Source organism: Mycobacterium shigaense, assembly GCF_002356315.1.
Classification (GTDB): Bacteria; Actinomycetota; Actinomycetes; order Mycobacteriales; family Mycobacteriaceae; genus Mycobacterium; species Mycobacterium shigaense.
In genome coordinates this window covers 1,617,347-1,637,965 of the sequence record NZ_AP018164.1, presented here as the reverse complement: position 1 = coordinate 1,637,965, position 20,619 = coordinate 1,617,347, and the positions used below count along the sequence as shown (strand labels likewise).

The following is a 20,619-nucleotide window of genomic DNA, read 5'->3' as shown; positions in this document are numbered from 1 at the left end:
GAGCTGGAGCGACTCCGGCCGAATTGACCTGCAGGAGTGAGGTGTCGGAAAGCCGGCTCGTTTATGCCGCAGGCGCGGTGCTGTGGCAATTAGCCAATGCTGATTCGGCCAACCCGAAGCTGGAAGTCGCCGTCATTCACCGTCCCCGCTACGAGGACTGGTCGCTGCCGAAGGGCAAAGTCGATCCCGGCGAGACCGCACCCATGGCGGCGGTGCGGGAAGTGCTGGAGGAGACGGGACAGCACTGCGTCCTCGGCAGGCGTCTGGTGTCGGTCAGTTATCCGATCGAGCAGGGCGTCAAGAAGGTGTACTACTGGGCGGCGCGTAGCATCGGCGGCGAGTTCGCCCCGGGCAAGGAAGTCGACGAGCTGATCTGGCTGCCGGTCGATGAGGCGATGCGCAAACTTGACTACGCCCAGGATCGAAAAGTGTTGCGCCGCTTTACAAAGCAGCCCGAGGACACGAAGACAGTGTTGATCGTCCGGCACGGGACGGCCGGTCGCAAGTCGCGCTTCTCCGGCGACGACCGCAAGCGGCCACTGGACAAACGGGGCCGCGCCCAGGCCGAGGCCTTGGTGCCACAGCTGATGTGCTTCGGCGCCACCGACGTCTACGCCGCCGACCGGCTGCGCTGTCACCAGACCGTCGAACCGCTCGCGGAGGAACTCGGTGTCACGATCCACAACGAGCCGGCGCTGACCGAAGAGGCCTACGCCAAGAACAGCAAGCGCGCCCGGCACCGGGCGCTAGAGATCGCGCAACACGAGGGCACACCCGTGATCTGCACGCAAGGCAGGGTGATCCCTGATCTCATCGCATGGTGGTGCGAACGCGACGGAGTGCGGCCCGACAAGTCCCGAAACCACAAGGGCAGCACCTGGGTCCTATCGCTGGCGGGGGGACGGCTGATAGCCGCCGACCACATCGGTGGGGCGCTGGCCGCCAACGTGCGGGCCTGACACACGAATACCCTCCGGGGGCAGCCTTGCCGCCGAAGGGTATTCGCGTGCGAAGTTGTTACTGCCTTACTTGCGACCGCGCTTTGCGGCGGTCTTCTTGGCCGGAGCCTTCTTGACCGCGGCCTTCTTGGCCGGGGCCTTGGTCGCGGCCTTGCGCACCGGAGCCTTGGTCGCAACCTTCTTGGCCGGCGCCTTGGTCGCGGCCTTGCGCACCGGAGCCTTGGTCACGGCCTTCTTCACCGCGGCCTTCTTCACCGGAGCCTTCTTCACCGGAGCCTTCTTCACCGCGGCCTTCTTGACCGGCGCGGCCTTCTTCGCCGGCGCAGCCTTCTTCACCGCGGCCTTCTTGGCGGGCGCCTTCTTGGCCGCAGCCTTCTTGGCGACGCCTGCGACAACACCACGTTTCACGGCAGGTCCTTCCGACGGGAGGCGCTGTGCCCCAGAGACAACCGCTTTGAATTGAGCACCCGGACGGAACGCCGGAACGGACGTCGGCCTAACTTTCACCGTCTCACCGGTACGCGGGTTACGCGCCACACGCGCTGCGCGGCGGCGCTGTTCGAACACGCCGAAACCGGTAATGGTTACGCTCTCGCCCTTCTGCACCGCACGCACGACGGTGTCGACGAAATTTTCGACGGCGGCGGTCGCCTGCCGACGGTCCGAGCCCAATTTCTGTGCGAGCACATCAATGAGCTCTGCTTTGTTGACCATCCAAACCCTCCGAAGCCAGTGGTCCTCATTTTCGAACCAACTGCGAACACGGTAAACCCTCACCCAGCAAATTTCCAAGAGCCACGCGCAATTTCACGACACCCTGATTTCAAATTCGGCAATCCGGTTGCCGCCCTTGACCGGTGGCGCGGCCTCAAAATAAGACTGCCTACCTAAACCGCCGGGCGCGCAATCCGCGTCCCGATCGACACGTCACGAGACGGGCAGAGTGCGCGGTTTCCATTCCGGACGGGCGGCCTCGAAAGATTCGATTTCCCGGAGTTTCCGCAGCGTAAGGCCTATATCGTCCAGCCCTTCCAGCAATCGCCACGCGGTGTGATCGTCAATCTTGAACGGCAGCACCGTCGTTCCGGCGGTGATATTTCGATCTTGAAGATTGGCAGTGATTTCCAGCCCCGGACTCTGCTCGATCAGCTTCCAAAGCAGTTCCACCCCCTCCTGGCTGACTTCGGCCGCCAGCAGCCCCGCCTTGCCCGCGTTGCCCCGGAAAATGTCACCGAATCGAGACGAGATGACCACCCGGAAGCCGTAGTCCATGAGCGCCCACACCGCGTGCTCGCGCGAGGATCCGGTGCCGAAGTCGGGTCCGGCGACCAGAACCGAGCCCCGGTCAAAGGGGCTGAGATTGAGCACGAATGAGGGGTCCGAGCGCCAAGTCGCAAACAAGCCGTCCTCGAATCCGGTTCGGGTGACGCGCTTCAAATAGACCGCCGGGATGATCTGATCGGTGTCGACGTTGGAACGCCGCAGGGGCACGCCGATACCGGTGTGGGTGACGAAGGCTTCCATCGTTGTCCTCGATTTCGTTTTCAGGCCAAGTCGGCCGGGGCAGATAGGGTCCCACGCAGCGCGGTCGCCGCGGCGACCGCAGGCGAGACGAGATGGGTGCGGCCGCCTTTGCCCTGCCGCCCTTCGAAGTTGCGGTTGGACGTCGCGGCGCAGCGTTCGCCGGGCGCAAGCTGATCGGGGTTCATCCCCAGGCACATCGAGCATCCCGCCTGCCGCCATTCGGCGCCGGCCGTGACGAAAATCTCACCGAGGCCTTCGGCTTCGGCCTGCGCGCGTACCCGCATCGAGCCGGGCACCACCAGCATTCGCACGCCCGGGGCCACCTTGCGGCCGCGCAGGATGTCGGCTACTACCCGGAGATCCTCGATACGACCGTTGGTACAAGACCCGACGAACACCGCGTCGACCGCGATGTCGCGCATCGGCATACCGGGGCGAAGGTCCATGTAGGCCAACGCTTTCTCCGCGGCCTGCCGCTCGTCGTCGTCGGCCAGCATCTCGGGATCCGGCACGGCGGCCGCCAACGGCACCCCCTGGCCCGGATTGGTGCCCCACGTGACGAACGGGCTGAGCGAGGCCGCGTCGAGGAAGACCTCGGTGTCGAAAACGGCGCCGTCGTCGGTGCGCAGTTGCTGCCAATAGTCGACCGCCGCGTCCCATTGCGCGCCCGTCGGCGCGTGCGGGCGGCCGCGCAGAAACTCGTAGGTGGTCTCGTCGGGCGCCACCATGCCCGCCCGGGCACCGGCCTCGATGCTCATGTTGCAAACCGTCATGCGGCCCTCCATCGACAGCGATTCGATGGCGCTGCCGCGGTATTCGATGACATGACCCTGACCGCCGCCGGTGCCGATCTTGGCGATCAGCGCCAGGATGACGTCCTTGGCGCTCACGCCGGCGGGCAGTTCACCGTCGACGTTGACCGCCATCGTTTTGAACGGCCGCAACGGCAACGTCTGGGTGGCGAGCACGTGCTCGACCTCCGAGGTGCCGATGCCCATTGCTAGCGCACCGAATGCGCCGTGCGTCGACGTGTGGCTGTCGCCGCAGACGATCGTCATTCCCGGTTGCGTGAGACCCAATTGCGGGCCGACGACGTGAACGATGCCCTGCTCGATATCGCCCATCGGGTAGAGCCGGACCCCGAATTCTGCGCAGTTGTGGCGCAGGGTCTCGACTTGGGTGCGCGACACCGGGTCTGCGATCGGCTTGTCGATGCCGACGGTGGGCACGTTGTGGTCCTCGGTGGCCAGGGTCAGGTCGGTGCGGTGCACCGGTCGGCCCGCCAATCGCAGGCCGTCGAAAGCCTGTGGGCTGGTGACCTCGTGCACCAGATGCAGATCGATGTAGATCAGGTCGGGCGCGCTGCCTTCGCCCGAGACGACAACATGGTCGTCCCAGACTTTCTCGGCCAGGGTGCGCGGCTTGCCGGCTGCCATCTCGAATCGCCTCGATTCAACTTGTTCGCGGCTCGCCGATCGCTCTGGGCTGTGATCTCATAATACGAGACGCTAATATCTCTTTATGAGACAGCATAGCGGCATCGGCGTGCTCGACAAAGCCATGGAGGTGCTGCACACGATCGCGGAATCGCCGTGCGGGCTGGCCGAACTGTGCGAACGCACGCAGTTTCCGCGCGCCACCGCCTACCGGCTGGCCGCGGCGCTGGAGGTTCATCGCCTGCTGGCGCGCGACGACGAGGGCCGCTGGCGGCTCGGCCCCGCGTGCACCGAACTCGCGGCGCGCGTCAACGATCCGCTGCTGGCCGCGGGCGCCGCGGTGCTCCCCCAATTGCGGGAGAGCACCGGCGAAAGCGTGCAGCTGTACCGCCGCGAGGGTACGTCGCGGGTCTGTGTGGCCGCCCTGGAACCGGCTGCGGGCCTTCGCGATACGGTGCCGGTCGGTGCGCGGCTGCCGATGACGGCGGGTTCGGGGGCCAAAGTGCTACTGGCCCACAGCGATGCGGCCACTCAGCGGGCCGTGCTGCCCGGCGCGAAGTTCACCGACCGGACGCTGGCCGAGGTGCGCCGCCGCGGTTGGGCGCAGAGCGTGGCCGAGCGCGAGCCGGGAGTGGCCAGCGTCTCGGCGCCGGTGCGCGACAGCCGCGGTGTGGTGATCGCCGCCGTTTCGGTGTCCGGACCCATCGATCGCATCGGCCGCCGTCCCGGGGCGCGCTGGGCGGCCGACCTGCTTTCGGCGGCCGAGGCCATGACCCGCCGGCTGTAGCTGCATCGGCGTGTGTGCGCGCGGGACACCGAAAGTGCGCTCAGGGCGCCGAGTGTGCAGCTGCGGCGTCAAGCGTGCGGCTGCGGCGCAGGCGCCCGGCGTGTCGCGACCGCGCATGCACGCGCAAAGCCGACGACGCACACTCATAGCCACCAGCGCACAGCGACTGAAGGCGATTTGCGACACTGACGCGATGGGAACCAATCAGCGCGCAAGCATCGTGATGTCCTCCGATGAGATCGCCGACTTCGTCGTCAAAAGCCGCACCGGAACGATGGCCACCATCGGGCGCGACGGCCAGCCGCACCTGACCGCGATGTGGTACGCCGTCGTCGACGGTGAGATCTGGATCGAGACCAAAGCTAAGTCGCAGAAGGCGGTAAACCTGAGGCGCGATCCGCGGGTGACCTTTCTGATCGAGGACGGCGACACTTACGACACGTTGCGCGGGGTGTCCTTCGAGGGCGTTGCCGAGATCGTCGACGATCCGGAGGTCTCGCACAAGGTCGGGGTCAGCGTGTGGGAGCGCTATACCGGCCCCTACACCGACGACATGAAGCCGTTCGTCGAGCAGATGATGAACAAGCGCGTCTGTGTGCGCATCGTGGCCAACCGCGCGCGTTCCTGGGATCATCGCAAGCTCGGAATGGCGCCGATGCCGGTGGGCGGGTCGACCGCGCCTGCGGCACGAGGGACCGGCCAGTAAAACTTGTAGCCCCGATGGGATTCGAACCCACGCTACCGCCGTGAGAGGGCGGCGTCCTAGGCCGCTAGACGACGGGGCCAGAACCGATCCGGATGGCCAGCATAGCTCACGCCGCTAGGGGTACCTAATCGCTTGGTATCTGCTTGCGGCAGACGGACTTTTGCTGGGGTACCAGGACTCGAACCTAGAATGGCTGAACCAGAATCAGCTGTGTTGCCAATTACACCATACCCCATTGGCTGCCTAAAACTGCTGCTCAGGACGCGTTCTCCGGGCTGCTCACCGTGCCAGGGACCGTCGCTGCCAGCCGTTGTCGGCTTTGCAAACCGCAGTGCAGACTACCAAAGATTTACCCGGCTCCGTCGCGCGCGGCCCGCAGCCGCGCCAGGCTGCGGTCGCGGCCCAGCAGCTCGAGCGATTCGAACAGCGGCGGGCTCACCGTCGTCCCGGTCGCGGCGACGCGAATCGGGCCGAACGCCTTGCGCGGTTTGAGCTCGAGGCCCTCGATCAGCGCGGCTTTGAGTGCCTCCTCGATGCCTGCCGTCGTCCAGTCCGCCACGCCCTGCAGCGCCGCCAGAGCGGCATCGAGCACCGGAACCGCGTCGGGACCCAACTCCTTGCCGGCGGCCTTCGGGTCGATCGCGTATTCGTCGTCGTTGAGAAACTTCAACAGGTCCCAGGCGTCGCGCAGGACGACGATGCGGGTTTGCACGAGCTCGGCGGCCACGGCGAATCCGGCGTCGTCGAGTCCGGGGTCGAGCCCGTGGCCGCCGAAGTAGGCGCGCAGCCGCCCGGTGAAGTCGGCCACGTCCAGCATCCGGATGTGTTCGGCGTTGATCGCGTCGGCCTTCTTCTGGTCGAAGCGGGCCGGGTTGGAGTTGACGTTCACCACATCGAACGCCGCCACCATCTCCTCGAGGCTGAACACATCGTGATCGTCGGCGATCGACCAGCCGAGCAACGCCAGATAATTCAGCAGTCCCTCGGGGATGAAACCGCGATCCCGGTGCGCGAACAGATTCGACTGTGGGTCGCGCTTGGATAGCTTCTTGGTCCCCTCGCCCAATACCGTTGGCAGATGGGCGAACTGGGGGACGCCTTCGGCGACCCCGATCCGGATCAGCGCCTGGTACAACGCGAGCTGGCGCGGCGTCGACGGCAGCAGGTCTTCGCCGCGCAGCACGTGCGTGATCTTCATCAACGCGTCGTCGACGGGGTTGACCAAGGTGTACAACGGTTCTCCGTTCGCCCTCGTCAACGCGAAATCCGGCAGCGTGCCCGCCGCGAAGGTCGTCCTGCCGCGCACCAGATCGTCCCAGGCGAAGTCCTGGTCGGGCATCCGCAGCCGTACCACCGGGTTACGGCCCTCCGCAAGAAATTCGGACCGCTGCGCATCGGTCAGTTCGCGGTCGAAGTTGTCGTAGCCGAGTTTCGGGTTGCGGCCGGCCGCCAGATGGCGCGCCTCCACCTCCTCGGCCGTCGAAAAGGCGTAGTAGGCCTCGCCCGCCTCGAGTAGCTGCGCGACCACGTGGCGGTAGGTGTCGAGGCGGTGCGACTGGCGGTAGGGCCCAAAGGGTCCCCCGACCTCGGGGCCCTCGTCCCAGTCGAGGCCGAGCCAGCGCAGCGCGTCCAACAGCGCCAGATAGCTTTCCTCGGTGTCACGTTGGGAGTCGGTGTCCTCGATGCGAAAGACGAAGGTGCCGCCCGTGTGTCGGGCGTACGCCCAGTTGAACAGCGCGGTGCGCACCATGCCGACATGCGGTGTGCCGGTGGGCGACGGGCAGAACCGGACCCGAACCGCAGCGGCTTCCCCGACCGGAGAGGTCACGACTTTCCCTTGCGGACCACGGGATTGCTCAGCGTGCCGATTCCTTCGATGGTGATCGAGACGGTGTCGCCGTCCTCGATGGGACCGACGCCGGCCGGGGTTCCGGTGAGGATGAGATCGCCCGGCAGCAGGGTCATCACCGCCGAAATCCATTCCACGATGGCCCCGACGTCGTGAATCATCAACGAGGTGCGGCTGTCCTGCTTGACGACCCCGTTGACCTCGGTGCGCAACGCCAGGTCAGCCGGGTCGACGTCGGTGACCACCCACGGCCCTACCGGGCAGAAGGTGTCGTGGCCCTTGGCCCGCGCCCATTGGCCGTCGGCCTGCTGCTGATCGCGCGCCGACACGTCGTTGGCGATCGTGTATCCGAGGATATTCTCGGCGGCCTGCGCGGCCGAGACGTCTTTGCACGGGCGACCAATCACCACCGCCAGCTCACCCTCGAAATGCACCGGTGATGCGCTGGCGGGCAACCGAATCGGCACATTCGGCCCGATGATGGCGGTGTTGGGCTTGAGGAATATCACGGGGTCGGCCGGCGCCGGACCCGTTGCGAAGCTACGCATCTCGGCGATGTGGTCCGCGTAGTTCTTCCCGACGCAGACCACCTTTCCGGCAAGCATCGGGGCCAGCAGCCGCACATCGGCGATCGGCCACGAGCGACCGGTGAAGGTCGGGGTGCCGAACGGGTGCTCGGCGACCTCGCGGGCGACCATCGCACTGGGATCGTCCAGCGACCCCTCGACAGTGACGAAGGAGACACCATCCGGACTGGCAATTCGACCAAGGCGCATTCAGGTGAGCCTAGTGACGGTCGCGAGCCCGGCGTCCGCCGGGCGGGGCGGGCCGTCACCATCGACCTAGTGACGGTCGCGAGCCCGGCGTCCGCCGGGCGGGGCGGGCCGTCACCATCGACCTAGTGACGGTCGCGAGCCCGGCGTCCGCCGGGCGGCTAACTTTCCGCTGCGGCCGCCGTCGGTATGCGAGCATGAGGCATGCCCACGGACCCGGCGACTGGGGGTCTTGACAAGGACCATCTGAGCACCGGCGCACGCTGGTCGATCATGATCATCTCGCTGTGGGTGACGGCGAGTTCGTTCCTGTTCATCAACGGCATCGCCTTCTTGATCCCCTCGCTCGAGGCCAAGCGCGGCATTCCACTGACCGAGGCCAGTCTGTTGTCGTCGATGCCCAGCTGGGGCATGGTAGTCACGCTGGTCGGCTGGGGCTATGTGCTCGATCGCGTCGGCGAGCGGATCGTCATGACCGCGGGCTCGGCGTTGACCGCCGCCGCGACCTATGCCGCCGCGTCGGTGCACTCGCTGGTGTGGGTGGGCGCCTATCTGTTTCTCGGTGGCATGGCGGCGGCGAGCTGCAACGCCGCCGGCGGCCGGCTGGTGTCCGCGTGGTTCCCGCCGCACCAACGCGGCCTGGCGATGGGCATTCGGCAGACCGCGCAGCCGTTGGGCATCGCCCTGGGCGCACTGGTCATGCCCGAGCTGGCTGAACGCGGTCTGCACGCGGGGCTGATGTTTCCGGCATTCGCGTGCACAGCGGCTGCGGTGGCCAGCGCAATCGGAATCACCGACCCCCCGCGCAAGCACCGCGCCGCCGCCACCGAGCAGGAGCTGGCCAGCCCGTACCGGAGATCGTTGGCGCTGTGGCGAATCCATGCGGTGTCCGGGCTGCTGGTGATGCCACAGACGGTGACCGTGACGTTCATGCTGGTGTGGCTGATCCGCAACGATGGCTGGTCGGTCGCCGCGGCCGGCGGCGTGGTCACGCTTTCCCAGCTGCTCGGCGCGCTGGGCCGGATCGCGGTCGGTCGTTGGTCGGATCGGGTCGGTTCGCGGATGCGACCGGTCCGCGTGATCGCCGTCGCCGCCGCCTCGACGCTGTTTGCGCTCGCCGTTGCCGACCACCACACCTGGGCGGTGGAGGTGCCCTTGATGATCGCCGTCTCGGTGATCGCGGTGCTGGACAACGGGCTGGAGGCGACGGCAATCACCGAATACGCCGGGCCGTTCTGGAGCGGACGCGCGCTGGGGGTGCAGAACACCACGCAACGACTGATGGCGGCCGTGGGCGCCCCGCTCTTCGGTGTGCTGATCGACGCGGCGCGATATCCGCCGGCCTGGGCGCTGTGCGGCCTGTTCCCGTTGCTGGCCATCCCGCTGGTGCCCGCCGGGTTGGTGCCGCCCGGCTTGGAAACCAGAAGAGCAACTACAGCGCGGCGGCAATCCGATCGCCGACTTCGGTGGTGGACAGCCGTTCGGGGGGCCGGTTCGCCAGATAAGCCTCGACCGCCCGGTCCACCCGGGCCGCCTCCTGGTCCTTCCCAAGGTGGGCCAGCAGCAGTCCCACCGAAATGATCGCCGCGGTCGGATCCGCGATGCCCTGACCCGCGATGTCGGGCGCGCTGCCGTGAACGGGCTCGAACATCGACGGATTGGTCCGGGTGGCGTCGATATTTCCACTGGCCGCCAAGCCAATTCCGCCGCTGACCGCCGCGGCGAGGTCGGTGATGATGTCGCCGAACAGGTTGTCGGTGACGATCACGTCGAAGCGGCCGGGGTCGGTCACCAGGAAGATGGTGGCGGCGTCGACGTGCTGATAGGCCACCTCGACATCCGGGTACTCCTCGCCGACCTCGGCCACGACCCGCGTCCACAGCTTCCCGGCGAACGTCAGCACGTTGTTCTTGTGCACCAGCGTCAAGTGCTTGCGGCGCTTGCGCGCTCGCTCGAAGGCATCCTTGACGACCCGGCGCACGCCGAAGGCGGTGTTGACGCTGACCTCGGTGGCGACCTCGTTGGGCGTCCCGACACGAATCGCGCCGCCGTTGCCGGTGTACGGGCCCTCGGTTCCCTCGCGCACCACCACGAAATCGATGTCCGGGTTGCCCACCAGCGGACTGCTCACCCCCGGATAAAGCCGGGCCGGCCGCAGGTTGACGTGATGGTCGAGCTCGAATCGCAAGCGCAGCAACAGGCCTCGCTCGAGTACGCCGCTGGGCACCGACGGATCGCCGATCGCGCCGAGCAGGATCGCGTCCTGCGCGCGCAGTTCGGCGATCACCGAGTCCGGCAGCAGTTCGCCGGTGGCGTGATAGCGGCGCGCGCCCAGGTCGTACTCGGTCTTGTCCACGTCCGGCACAACCGCGTCAAGGGCTTTGAGCGCCTGCGCTATGACCTCGGGCCCGATCCCGTCGCCGCCGATAACCGCGAGCTTCATCGGCGCCGCTCTCCCCTGCCGGTGCGCTTCACGACAGGTCGACCACTTCGAGCTTGTTGGCGCCGACGGCCTGCGAGATCTCGGCCCGCACGTCGGCGGGCATGTCGCGGTCGAGCCGCAGCAGGATCGTCGCGCTCGGCCCCTCGGCATCCTCGGAAAGCTGTGCGGCCTGGATGTTCACCCCGGCCGCGCCCAGCAGGGTGCCGATCTTTCCCAGCGCCCCCGGCTGGTCGGCGTAGTTGATCACCAGGTTGGTGCCCTGGGCGCGCAGGTCGAAGTTGCGGCCGTTGATTTGCACGATCTTCTCGACCAGTTGCGGACCCGACAGGGTGCCGGCGACATTGACGCGCGAGCCGTCAGGGCCGACGACCCGCACGTCGAGCAGGCTGCGGTGGTTCGGGCTTTCGGTGGCTGTGCTGATTTCGGCGGTGACGCCGCGCTCGGCCGCCAGCGCCGGCGCGTTGACGAAAGTCACCTGCTCCTCGATGACCGCCGAGAACAGACCGCGCAGGGCCGAAAGTTTAAGCACCTCGACGTCTTCGGAGGCAAGCTCGCCACGGACCTGCACCGACAACGAGGTCGGAGCGCCATCGGAGAGCGCGGCGGCCAGCACGCCGAGCTTGCGCGCCAGGTCCAGCCAGGGCGCTACTTCCTCGTTGACCACTCCGCCGCCGACGTTGACGGCGTCGGGCACGAACTCCCCCGCCAGCGCCAGTCGCACGCTCTCGGCCACGTCGGTGCCGGCGCGATCCTGTGCCTCGGCGGTGGAGGCGCCCAGATGCGGCGTCACCACCACTTGCGGCAGCTCGAAAAGCGGGCTGTCGGTGCATGGTTCGCTGGCGAACACGTCGAGGCCGGCCGCGCGGACGTGGCCGCTGGTGATCGCCTCGGCCAGCGCCGCCTCGTCCACCAGACCGCCGCGGGCGGCGTTGACGATGATGACGCCCGGCTTGGTCTTGGCCAGCGCCTCCTTGTCGATCAGGCCCGCGGTCTCGGATGTCTTCGGCAGGTGCACCGAGATGAAGTCGGCGCGGCCCAAGAGCTCGTCGAGCGGCAGCAACTCGATGCCGAGCTGCGCGGCGCGTGCCGGCGACACGTACGGGTCGTAGGCGACGACGTGCGTGCCGAAGGCCTCGATCCGCTGGGCGACCAACTGACCGATGCGGCCCAGCCCCACGATGCCGACCGTCTTGCCGAAGATTTCGGTGCCGGAGAACGACGAGCGCTTCCAGGTGTGTTCGCGCAGGGTGGCATCGGCCGCGGGGACCTGGCGGGCCGCGGACAGCAGCAGCGCCAGCGCGTGCTCGGCGGCGCTGTGGATGTTCGACGTCGGCGCGTTGACCACCAGCACACCGCGCTCGGTGGCGGCGTCGACGTCGACATTGTCCAGCCCCACTCCGGCGCGGGCGACGATCTTCAGCTTGGGGGCGGCGGCCAGCACCTCGGCGTCGACGGTGGTGGCCGAACGCACCAGCAGCGCGTCGGCCTCCGGCACCGCGGCCAGCAACTTCTCCCGGTCGGGGCCGTCGACCCAGCGCACCTCCACCTGGTCGCCCAAGGCGGCGACGGTCGATTGAGCGAGTTTGTCGGCGATTAACACAACAGGCAAGTTCACGCCGCCAGCGTATCGGCTGTAATTGAGCCGTGGACGTCACCGTCGTCGGCAGCGGGCCCAACGGGCTGACCGCGGCCGTCATTTGCGCGCGTGCGGGGCTCAAAGTGCAGGTCGTCGAGGCGCAGCCGACTTTCGGCGGGGGTGCCCGCACCGCGGCCGACCCAGAATTCCCCGGAGTCGAACATGACATCTGCTCGGCGGTTCATCCGCTAGCGCTGGCGTCGCCGTTCTTCGCGAGGTTCGACCTGGCCGCCCGCGGTGTCGAGCTTCGCGTCCCGGAGGTCGCCTACGGCAATCCGATGACGACCGGGCCCGCGGCGATCGCCTACCGCGATCTCGAGCGCACCTGCGCCGAGTTGACCGACGGCGCCTCCTGGCGGCGCCTGCTTGGGTCGTTGGTTGCCGGCTGGAGCGACGTCGTGGATCTGCTGCTCGGCGACAAGCGTTCGGTGCCCCCCTCGCTGCCGTCGGCGCTGCGCCTGGGCATCCGAGTGCTGGCCCAGGGCACCCCCGCCTGGGGGTCACTGCGGGGCGAGGATGCCCGCGCGTTGTTCACCGGCGTTGCCGCGCATGTGCTTTCGCCGATGCCTTCGCTGACGTCGGCCGCCGCCGGACTGATGCTGGCGAGCCTGGCCCACGGGGTCGGCTGGCCCATTCCGGTCGGCGGCAGCCAAGCGATCGCCGATGCGCTGATCGCCGACCTGCGCGCGCACGGTGGCGAGCTGACCTCCGGCGTGGAGATCACCGAACCGCCGAGCGGGGTGGTCGCTTTCGACACCGCACCCACCGCCCTGTTGCGGATCTACGGCCCGGCGTTGCCGAATCGGTACGCTAAAGCGTTGCGCCGCTATCACTTTGGGCCCGGAGTTGCCAAAGTCGATTTCGTGCTCAGCGAGGACATTCCGTGGTCGGACGCGCGGTTGCGGCAGGCGCCGACGCTGCACCTGGGCGGCAGCCGCCGGCAGATGGCGCACGCCGAAGCCGAGGTCGCGGCCGGCCGGCATGCGCAGTGGCCGATGATGCTCGCGGCACTGCCGCACCTCGCCGACGCCGGCCGCATCGACGCGGCGGGCCGGCGCCCGTTCTGGACGTATGCCCATGTGCCGTCGGGGTCGACCGTCGACGCGACCGAAACGGTGACCGCGGTCGTCGAGCAGTTCGCGCCCGGATTCCGCGACATCGTGCTGGCGGCCCGCGCGGTGCCCGCCGCGCGCATGGCCGACCACAACGCCAACTACGTCGGCGGCGACATCGGGGTGGGCGGCAACAACGCGTGGCGCGCGCTCGCCGGGCCCACGCCGCGCGTCGACCCGTGGCGCACCCCGATCCCGCAGGCGTACCTGTGTTCGGCGGCCACTCCCCCCGGCGGCGGGGTGCATGGCATGGCCGGTTACTACGCCGCGCGCAGCCTGTTGCGCCGGGAATTCGGGATCGCCGAAGTGCCGTTTTTGGGGCCCGATTCGGGGCCTAAGCTGACCGCGTGACCAAACTCGCGATCATCTACTACTCGGCCACCGGCCACGGCACCACGATGGCCAACCGCGTGGCCGCGGCGGCCGAGGCCGCGGGCGCCGAGGTCCGCGTGCGCCACGTCGCCGAGACGCACGAGCCGGAATCGTTCGCGCACAACCCGGCCTGGACGGCGAACCACGAAGCCACCAAGGACCTTCCGGCGGCCACCGGCGACGACATCGTGTGGGCCGACGCGGTCATCTTCGGCTCGCCGACCCGGTTCGGTTCGCCGGCGGCGCAATTGCGCACCTTCCTGGACTCGCTCGGCGAGTTGTGGGCCGAAGGCAAGCTCGCCGACAAGGTGTACGCGGGCTTCACGTCCTCCAACACTCTGCACGGCGGCCAGGAGACCACGCTGGTCTCGCTCTACGTCACGTTGATCCACTTCGGCGGGATCATCGTGCCGCCGGGCTACACCGATCCGACCAAGTTCGTCGACGGCAACCCGTACGGGGTGAGCCTGGTGAGCACCCACAACAACATCCACGAATTCGACGCAGCGACCGACACCGCCCTCGAGCACCTGGCTCGCCGGGTGGTGTCGGTCGCTGAGCGTCTGAACTCGTAGTCGCTTGGCGCGCCGAACGTGCACTGGCTGGGAGAAAACAGCCAAAAGTACGCGCTGAGTGCACGTTCGGCGCGAGCAGCTACGCCGTCTCGGTGATGGGGCGGTCGACCCAGCTCATCAAGTCGCGCAGCCGCTTGCCGACGACCTCGATGGGATGCTCGGCGTTCTCCTTGCGCAAGGCCTCAAGTTGCTTGTTGCCGCCCTCGACGTTGGCGACCAGTTTCTTGGTGAACTCCCCGCTCTGAATGTCGCGCAGGATCTCGCGCATGCGCTCCTTGGTCCCGGCGTCGATGACCCGCGGGCCGGACAGGTAACCGCCGAACTCCGCGGTGTCGGACACCGAGTAATTCATCCGCGCGATGCCGCCCTCGTACATCAGGTCGACGATGAGCTTGAGCTCGTGCAGCACCTCGAAGTACGCCATCTCCGGCGGGTAACCCGCCTCGACCATGACGTCGAAACCGGTCTTCACCAATTCCTCTGTGCCGCCGCACAATACGGCCTGCTCACCGAACAAGTCGGTTTCCGTCTCGTCCTTGAACGTGGTCTTGATGACGCCGGCCCGGGTGCCGCCGATGGCCTTGGCGTAGGACAGCGCCAGCGCCTCGCCCTCGCCGTTGGGGTCCTGGTCGACCGCGATCAGGGCGGGCACGCCCTTGCCGTCGACGAACTGGCGGCGCACCAGGTGGCCCGGGCCCTTCGGGGCGACCATAGCGACGACCACGTCGCCGGGCGGCTTGATCAGGTCGAAGTGGATATTGAGGCCGTGGCCGAAAAACAAGGCGTCGCCGGCCTTCAGGTTCGGCTCGATGTCGTTCTTGAAGATGTCGGCCTGCGCGGTGTCGGGCGCCAGCAGCATGATGACGTCGGCCCACTTGGCGACCTCGGCCGGGGTGTCGACGTCCAGACCCTGCTCGGAGACCTTGGGCCGCGACTTCGAACCCTCCTTCAGGCCGACCTTCACCTGGACGCCGGAATCGCGCAGGCTCAGCGAGTGCGCGTGCCCCTGACTGCCGTATCCGATGACACCGACCTTGCGGCCCTGGATGATCGACAGATCTGCGTCGTCGTCATAGAACATTTCTAATGCCACTGTTGAATCTCTCCTCTGTTATTTAGCGTTATTTAGCGGTGCCGATGCTGCGCGCGCCGCGCGACAGGGCAACCATTCCCGATTGAACGATCTCGCGAATACCGAACGGTTCGAGCACCCGCAGGAAGGCTTCGATCTTGCCGCGGTCGCCGGTGGCCTCGATGGTCAGTGCTTCCGGCGAAACGTCGACGACCTTGGCGCGGAACAGGTTTACGGCCTCGATGACCTGGCTGCGGGAACCGGCATCGGCTCCCACCTTGATCAGCGCCAGCTCGCGGCTCACCGCGTTGTCGTCGTTCTGCTCGATGATCTTGATCACGTTGACGAGCTTGTTGAGCTGCTTGGTGACCTGTTCGAGCGGGGTCGCCTCGGCGGAGACCACGATCGTCATCCGCGACATGTCCTTCTGCTCGGTGGCACCGACCGCCAGCGACTCGATGTTGAAACCCCGGCGACTGAACAGCGCCGCCACGCGAGCAAGCGCACCGGGTTTGTCCTCGACGAGCACCGACAACGTATGTGTCTTGGGCGATCCGGTCATTTGCGCGACTCCTCCTGGATCGCGCTGCCCTGTTGATCGTCGTTCGCGCGCATCAGGCGTGCCCTTCACTTTCGTCGTCGAACAGCGGCCGGATGCCGCGGGCGGCCTGGATCTCGTCGTTGCTGGTGCCCGCCGCCACCATCGGCCACACCTGCGCGTCCGCGCCGACGATGAAGTCGATCACCACCGGGCGGTCGTTGATGGCCTGGGCCGCCTTGATCGCGTCGACGACGTCTTCGGCACGCTCGCAACGTATTCCGACGCAGCCCAGCGCCTCGGCGAGCTTGACGAAATCAGGGATGCGGTGTGAGTGCGTGGCCAGATTGGTTTGGGAGTACCGCTCCCCATAGAAGAGGGTCTGCCACTGCCGCACCATGCCCAGATTGCCGTTGTTGATCAGCGCCACCTTGATCGGCACGCCCTCGATCGCACAGGTGGCCAGCTCCTGATTGGTCATCTGGAAGCAGCCGTCGCCGTCGATCGCCCACACCTCGGCCTCCGGGCGGGCGATCTTGGCGCCCATGGCCGCCGGGACGGCGAATCCCATGGTGCCCAGGCCCCCGGAGTTGAGCCAGGTGCGTGGCTTCTCGTAAGAGATGAACTGCGCGGCCCACATCTGGTGCTGGCCAACGCCGGCGACGTACACGGCGTCGGGGCCGGCGAGCTTGCCGAGCTGCTCGATCACGTATTCCGGGCTCAGGCTGCCGTCGCTCTGTGGGCTGTAGCTCAACGGATAGGTGGCCTGCACCTCGTCCAGGTAGCCCCACCAGGCGGTCATGTCCAGCTTGCCCGGGGTTTCGTAGTGCCGCAGCATCGCAATGAGGTCGGTGATGACGGCCTTGATATCGCCGACGATCGGGACATCGGCGTGCCGATTCTTGCCGATCTCGGCCGGGTCGATGTCGGCGTGGATGACTTTGGCCTCGGGCGCAAAGGAATCCAGCTGTCCGGTCACCCGGTCGTCGAACCGGGTGCCCAGCGCGATCAGCAAGTCGCTGCGCTGCAGCGCCGCCACCGCGGCGACCGTGCCGTGCATGCCGGGCATGCCCAGGTTCTGCCGATGGCTGTCCGGGAAGGCGCCGCGAGCCATCAGCGTGGTCACCACCGGAATACCGGTCAGTTCGGCCAATTCGGCCAGCTGCTCGCTGGCATCCCCGCGGATGACGCCGCCACCCACGTACAGCACCGGCTTGCGCGACTGCGCGATCAGCTTGGCCGCCTCGCGGATCTGCCGACTGTGCGGCTTGGTGTTGGGCTTGTAGCCGGGAAGATCCATCCGCGGCGGCCAACTGAACGTGCACTGTCCCTGCAGCACATCCTTGGGGATGTCGACCAGCACGGCGCCGGGGCGCCCCGAGGACGCGATGTGGAACGCCTCGGCCAGCACCCTGGGGATCTCGTCGCCGGAACGAACGAGGAAGTTGTGCTTGGTGATCGGCATCGTGATGCCCGAGATGTCGGCCTCCTGGAAGGCGTCCGTCCCGATCAGCCCGCGCCCGACCTGCCCGGTGATCGCGACCACCGGGATCGAGTCCATCTGCGCGTCGGCCAGCGGGGTCACCAGGTTGGTGGCGCCGGGACCCGACGTCGCCATGCAGACCCCGACCTTGCCGGTGGCGTGCGCGTAGCCGCTGGCCGCGTGACCACCGCCCTGCTCGTGACGGACCAGCACGTGGCGGAGCTTTTTCGAGTCGAACAGCGGGTCGTAGACCGGCAGCACGGCGCCGCCCGGAATCCCGAAGATGACCTCGACGTCGAGCTCCTCCAACGACCGGATCACCGACTGCGCGCCGGTAAGTTGTTCGGGTCCAACACGTTTCGGGTGGCTAGCCGGAGTGGATGCGACGGCGCTCGCTGCGTCCGTCGCGACTTTCGCCGCCCCGACGTCTGGCTTGGTGGGTGCGCTCACGGTGTTTTCTGTCCTCTTGTCCTAATCCGCTGTAAAGGTTTGGCTGCTACGCAAGAAAAAACCCCCGTCAGCTCATCCGCTGTACGAGGGTTGCGCGCTGGTGCTGGATCGCTTCAAATGCTGAAAAGCTAGTCAGGCACCAACGCGCTGACTGATTACTACGAGCATTCCGGGCTTTCCGGCGGTATCCATAGTCCCCGACGGTAGCCTTCGCACAGGTCAACCGTCAAATCCGGTGCCACAGGACCGGATCGCGGCGCCGCAGATGAAATGATGCGAGGGTGGCCCCTGGTTCGTCCGCCCCGCAGACACCCGCCGACTCGCCCTTGATCATCAAGGTCTCTCCGATGGCGCACATCGCCGTCGGATTCCTGACGCTGGGGTTGTTGATTCCGGTGCTGGCCTGGCCGGTGACGTTGCCGCTGCTCGTCATCCCGGTGCTGCTGTCGGCGCTGATCGTCCGGCTCCGCACCGTCGCCGACGACCAGGGCGTCACGGTGCGCAATCTCCTGAGCAGCCGGACGGTGTCCTGGGATGACATCGACGGGCTGCGCTTCCACCGCGGGTCCTGGGCACGCGCCCGGCTCAAAAACGGCGCCGAGGTGCGCCTGCCCGCGGTCACGTTCGCCACGCTGCCGCAGCTCGCGGGGGTGAGCGCCGGGCGGGTGCCCAACCCCTACCGGTAACTGCTCAGGCGATCGGGTTGACCCCGTTGAGCAGTACCCACACCGCGATGCCCGCCGCAATGCCGGCGAGCAGGGCCACGAACGAGCCGATAAACGGCCGATGGGACCAGCCCCGATTGGCGTCCAGACCGTATCGGCCGGGTCCGGCCAAGATGATCGCGACGGCCAGCACGATGAGCGTGATCTGGTATTCGTGCCCCTGCGGCAGGAAGTAGGCGAACGTGTGCGGGCGCCCCGAGATGCTGACCAGCAGCTCGTTGATCAGGAACGCCAAGGCACCCGCGGCGGCCACCGGTGTGAACAGCCCCAGCACCAGCAGCACTCCCGCGGCCAGCTCCCCGCCGGCGCTGACGTAGGACAGGATGTCGGCGTGCTGGTAGCCGGCGTCGGCCAGCGAGTTCTTGAGCCCGCCCAATCCCCCGCCGCCCCACCAACCGAACAGCTTCTGCAGCCCGTGTGCGCCCAGCACCACGCCGAGCCCGAGCCGCAGCACCAGCAAACCCAGGTTCTGGGTGCCGCGCCGTCCGATGGCGTCGTGCCGGTCGTGGTCGTCGTGCGGCTCGATCTCGGCCGGTTCGGCCGCCAGATGCCGGGGCGCCGCATGCGGCTGCACGTACGGCAACGGCTCCTGATGGTCGAGGACGTTGTACGCGGCCCCGCCGGGGCCGGCCGCCTGATTGAGGTCCTGGTACGGGATGACGGTGGTAGGCCCGAAGTCGCCCGGATAGCCCACCGGCGTCAGGTCATCCTCGGGATCAACCACGCGTGCTGCGGCGGGACGTCCTGGAGCCGGCTCCGGTGTCTCGCCGGGCCGCTGCCAAGGTGCGTCATTCGGTTGACTGGTCACGGGTGTCAGGGTAAGGGCATTCGGTCCCATATTGGGGATTTGAGCGGCGCTTTCACCAGGGAATTGGTCGCCGACGCACCAAATACGCCCGGATTGTCCCGAAATGGTCACGCGGCGGTTCCGAACGGGTGAACGCGCGCCAAAAACCAGCCGTTGCCCGCGGGCCGGCGCGAGCGGCCGACGGACCCGCCTGTGGCGGCGCGACCCGCAGTGTCCGTAGCCTGTCGGTCATGCGGTTGCGGCGCTCGGTTCGGTGCGGGCTGGCTGCGCTGTGCGCGGCGCTGCTGGTGTCGACCGGCTGCGCGCGGTTCAACGACGCCGCCTCGCAACCCTTCACCACGGCCCCGGAGCTCAAACCGCAGCCCAGCTCGACGCCGCCCCCGCCGCCCCCGCTGCCGCCGAACCCGTTCCCCAAGCAGTGCCCCGCGCCGGGCGTGATGCAGGGCTGCCTGGAGAGCACCAGCGGGCTCATCATGGGCCCCGACAGCAAAACCGCGTTGGTCGCCGAACGCACCACCGGGGCGGTCAAGGAGATCGCGGTCAACGCCGAGCCGAAGGTCAAGGTCGTCATCCCGGTCGACCCGTCCGGCGACGGCGGCCTGATGGACATCGTGATGTCGCCCACCTACACGCAGGACCGCCTGATGTACGCCTACATCAGCACGCCGACCGACAACCGGGTGATCCGGGTGGCCGACGGTGACATCCCCAAGGACATCCTGACCGGGATCCCCAAGGGCGCCACCGGCAATACCGGGGCGCTGATGTTCACCAGCCCGACCACTCTGGTCGTGCTGACCGGTGATGCGGGCAACCCGGCGATGGCCGCCGACCCCAAATCGCTGGCGGGCAAGGTGTTGCGCATCGAGCAGCCCACCACCGTCGGCCAGGCGCCGCCGACGACGGCGCTGTCCGGCGTCGGCTCCGGCGGCGGCCTGTGCACCGACCCCGTCGACGGTTCGCTGTATGTCGCCGACCGCACCGCCACCGCCGACCGGTTGCAGCGCATCACCAAGACCTCGCAGGTGTCCACGGTGTGGACCTGGCCGGACAAGCCGGGCGTGGCCGGCTGCGCGGCCATGGACGGCACCATCATGGTCAACCTGATCAACACCAAGACGACGGTGGCGATCCGGCTCGCGCCGGCGACCGGTGCAGTCACCGGCGAGCCCGAGGTCGTCCGCAAGGACACGCACGCCCACGCGTGGGCGTTGCGGATGTCGCCGGACGGAAACATCTGGGGCGCAACGGTCAACAAGACCGCCGGCGACGCCGAGAAGCTGGACGACGTGGTGTTCCCGCTGTTCCCGCAGGGCGGCGGCTTCCCTCGCAGCAGCGACGACAAGGCCTAGCCGCATTCCAGAGCCGCGC

At 67.6% G+C, this 20,619-nt stretch carries 18 protein-coding genes, 2 tRNA genes and 1 pseudogene; 8 read left to right on the top strand and 13 right to left on the bottom strand.

All coding sequences use genetic code 11. From position 1 onward, the window contains the following. The first annotated feature begins 41 nt into the window (after positions 1-41). On the top strand, positions 42-959 hold the full coding sequence (mutT1, locus tag MSG_RS07845) for an 8-oxo-(d)GTP phosphatase MutT1 (protein WP_232011192.1): 918 nt from the start codon (positions 42-44) through the stop codon (positions 957-959). A gap of 66 nt (positions 960-1,025) precedes the next feature. Here the strand turns inward: mutT1 and MSG_RS07840 are convergent, their stop codons facing one another. The 3 genes from MSG_RS07840 to leuC form a co-directional block, all read right to left on the bottom strand. Further along, on the bottom strand, positions 1,026-1,673 hold the full coding sequence (locus tag MSG_RS07840; protein ID WP_096438531.1) for an HU family DNA-binding protein: 648 nt from the start codon (positions 1,671-1,673) through the stop codon (positions 1,026-1,028). 213 nt (positions 1,674-1,886) lie between these two features. Further along, a complete protein-coding gene (leuD, locus tag MSG_RS07835) occupies positions 1,887-2,483 on the bottom strand; it encodes a 3-isopropylmalate dehydratase small subunit (protein WP_096438529.1) in 597 nt (198 codons plus the stop codon). Between the two features lie 20 nt (positions 2,484-2,503). Beyond that, complete coding sequence (gene leuC / locus MSG_RS07830) at positions 2,504-3,919, bottom strand: 3-isopropylmalate dehydratase large subunit (protein WP_096438527.1); 1,416 nt, start codon at positions 3,917-3,919, stop codon at positions 2,504-2,506. 85 nt (positions 3,920-4,004) lie between these two features. On the opposite strand from leuC, the gene MSG_RS07825 reads away from it, so the two are divergent. Further along, the gene (locus MSG_RS07825; protein WP_096438525.1) at positions 4,005-4,706 is read left to right on the top strand and encodes an IclR family transcriptional regulator; all 702 of its coding nucleotides are present in this window, start codon (positions 4,005-4,007) and stop codon (positions 4,704-4,706) included. 193 nt (positions 4,707-4,899) lie between these two features. Beyond that, on the top strand, positions 4,900-5,412 hold the full coding sequence (locus tag MSG_RS07820) for a pyridoxamine 5'-phosphate oxidase family protein (RefSeq protein ID WP_096438523.1): 513 nt from the start codon (positions 4,900-4,902) through the stop codon (positions 5,410-5,412). A gap of 6 nt (positions 5,413-5,418) precedes the next feature. Here the strand turns inward: MSG_RS07820 and MSG_RS07815 are convergent. The 4 genes from MSG_RS07815 to MSG_RS07800 form a co-directional block, all read right to left on the bottom strand. Beyond that, positions 5,419-5,491, bottom strand: a tRNA-Glu gene (locus MSG_RS07815). An 84-nt stretch (positions 5,492-5,575) separates the two neighbouring features. Next, positions 5,576-5,647: transfer RNA gene (locus MSG_RS07810), tRNA-Gln, on the bottom strand. 114 nt (positions 5,648-5,761) lie between these two features. After that, positions 5,762-7,240, bottom strand: coding sequence for a glutamate--tRNA ligase (gltX, locus tag MSG_RS07805; RefSeq protein WP_096438521.1), 1,479 nt, complete (start codon positions 7,238-7,240; stop codon positions 5,762-5,764). Then, positions 7,237-8,037, bottom strand: coding sequence for a fumarylacetoacetate hydrolase family protein (locus MSG_RS07800; RefSeq protein ID WP_096438519.1), 801 nt, complete (start codon positions 8,035-8,037; stop codon positions 7,237-7,239). Before MSG_RS07800 ends, gltX begins: the two co-directional genes overlap by 4 nt. Before the next feature lie 201 nt (positions 8,038-8,238). Here MSG_RS07800 and MSG_RS07795 point away from each other — a divergent pair. Further along, a pseudogene (locus tag MSG_RS07795) lies at positions 8,239-9,321 on the top strand (MFS transporter); the annotation flags it as partial. A gap of 145 nt (positions 9,322-9,466) precedes the next feature. Here the strand turns inward: MSG_RS07795 and MSG_RS07790 are convergent. Beyond that, a complete protein-coding gene (locus MSG_RS07790; RefSeq protein WP_096438517.1) occupies positions 9,467-10,477 on the bottom strand; it encodes a 3-isopropylmalate dehydrogenase in 1,011 nt (336 codons plus the stop codon). A 28-nt stretch (positions 10,478-10,505) separates the two neighbouring features. Further along, positions 10,506-12,092, bottom strand: coding sequence for a phosphoglycerate dehydrogenase (serA, locus tag MSG_RS07785; RefSeq protein WP_096438515.1), 1,587 nt, complete (start codon positions 12,090-12,092; stop codon positions 10,506-10,508). Between the two features lie 29 nt (positions 12,093-12,121). On the opposite strand from serA, the gene MSG_RS07780 reads away from it, so the two are divergent. Both MSG_RS07780 and wrbA read left to right on the top strand, forming a co-directional pair. Next, positions 12,122-13,576, top strand: a complete 1,455-nt coding sequence (locus MSG_RS07780) for a phytoene desaturase family protein (RefSeq protein WP_096438514.1) — start codon at positions 12,122-12,124, stop codon at positions 13,574-13,576. Then, complete coding sequence (gene wrbA, locus MSG_RS07775) at positions 13,573-14,172, top strand: NAD(P)H:quinone oxidoreductase (protein ID WP_096438512.1); 600 nt, start codon at positions 13,573-13,575, stop codon at positions 14,170-14,172. Before MSG_RS07780 ends, wrbA begins: the two co-directional genes overlap by 4 nt. Before the next feature lie 79 nt (positions 14,173-14,251). On the opposite strand, the gene ilvC is transcribed toward wrbA, so the two are convergent. From ilvC to MSG_RS07760, 3 genes are read right to left on the bottom strand one after another with little or no spacing between them, the layout of a single operon-like run. Continuing rightward, positions 14,252-15,253 (bottom strand): ketol-acid reductoisomerase, encoded by a 1,002-nt coding sequence (gene ilvC, locus MSG_RS07770; protein ID WP_096438510.1) that lies wholly within the window; start codon positions 15,251-15,253, stop codon positions 14,252-14,254. A 40-nt stretch (positions 15,254-15,293) separates the two neighbouring features. Beyond that, entirely contained in the window at positions 15,294-15,806 is a 513-nt protein-coding gene (ilvN, locus tag MSG_RS07765; RefSeq protein ID WP_096438508.1) for an acetolactate synthase small subunit, read from the bottom strand. Positions 15,807-15,858: 52 nt separating this feature from the next. Then, positions 15,859-17,715 carry an acetolactate synthase large subunit gene (locus MSG_RS07760; protein WP_096438506.1) on the bottom strand — a complete coding sequence of 619 codons (1,857 nt, stop codon included), beginning with the start codon at positions 17,713-17,715 and terminating at the stop codon, positions 15,859-15,861. 347 nt (positions 17,716-18,062) lie between these two features. On the opposite strand from MSG_RS07760, the gene MSG_RS07755 reads away from it, so the two are divergent. Beyond that, the gene (locus MSG_RS07755; RefSeq protein WP_096444212.1) at positions 18,063-18,401 is read left to right on the top strand and encodes a PH domain-containing protein; all 339 of its coding nucleotides are present in this window, start codon (positions 18,063-18,065) and stop codon (positions 18,399-18,401) included. 4 nt (positions 18,402-18,405) lie between these two features. Here MSG_RS07755 and MSG_RS07750 read toward each other — a convergent pair whose 3' ends face one another. After that, positions 18,406-19,248: a DoxX family protein gene (locus MSG_RS07750; RefSeq protein ID WP_096438505.1), complete on the bottom strand. Its 843-nt coding sequence runs from the start codon at positions 19,246-19,248 to the stop codon at positions 18,406-18,408. Between the two features lie 230 nt (positions 19,249-19,478). On the opposite strand from MSG_RS07750, the gene MSG_RS07745 reads away from it, so the two are divergent. Next, complete coding sequence (locus MSG_RS07745) at positions 19,479-20,600, top strand: PQQ-dependent sugar dehydrogenase (RefSeq protein WP_096438503.1); 1,122 nt, start codon at positions 19,479-19,481, stop codon at positions 20,598-20,600. The last annotated feature ends 19 nt before the right edge of the window (positions 20,601-20,619 follow it).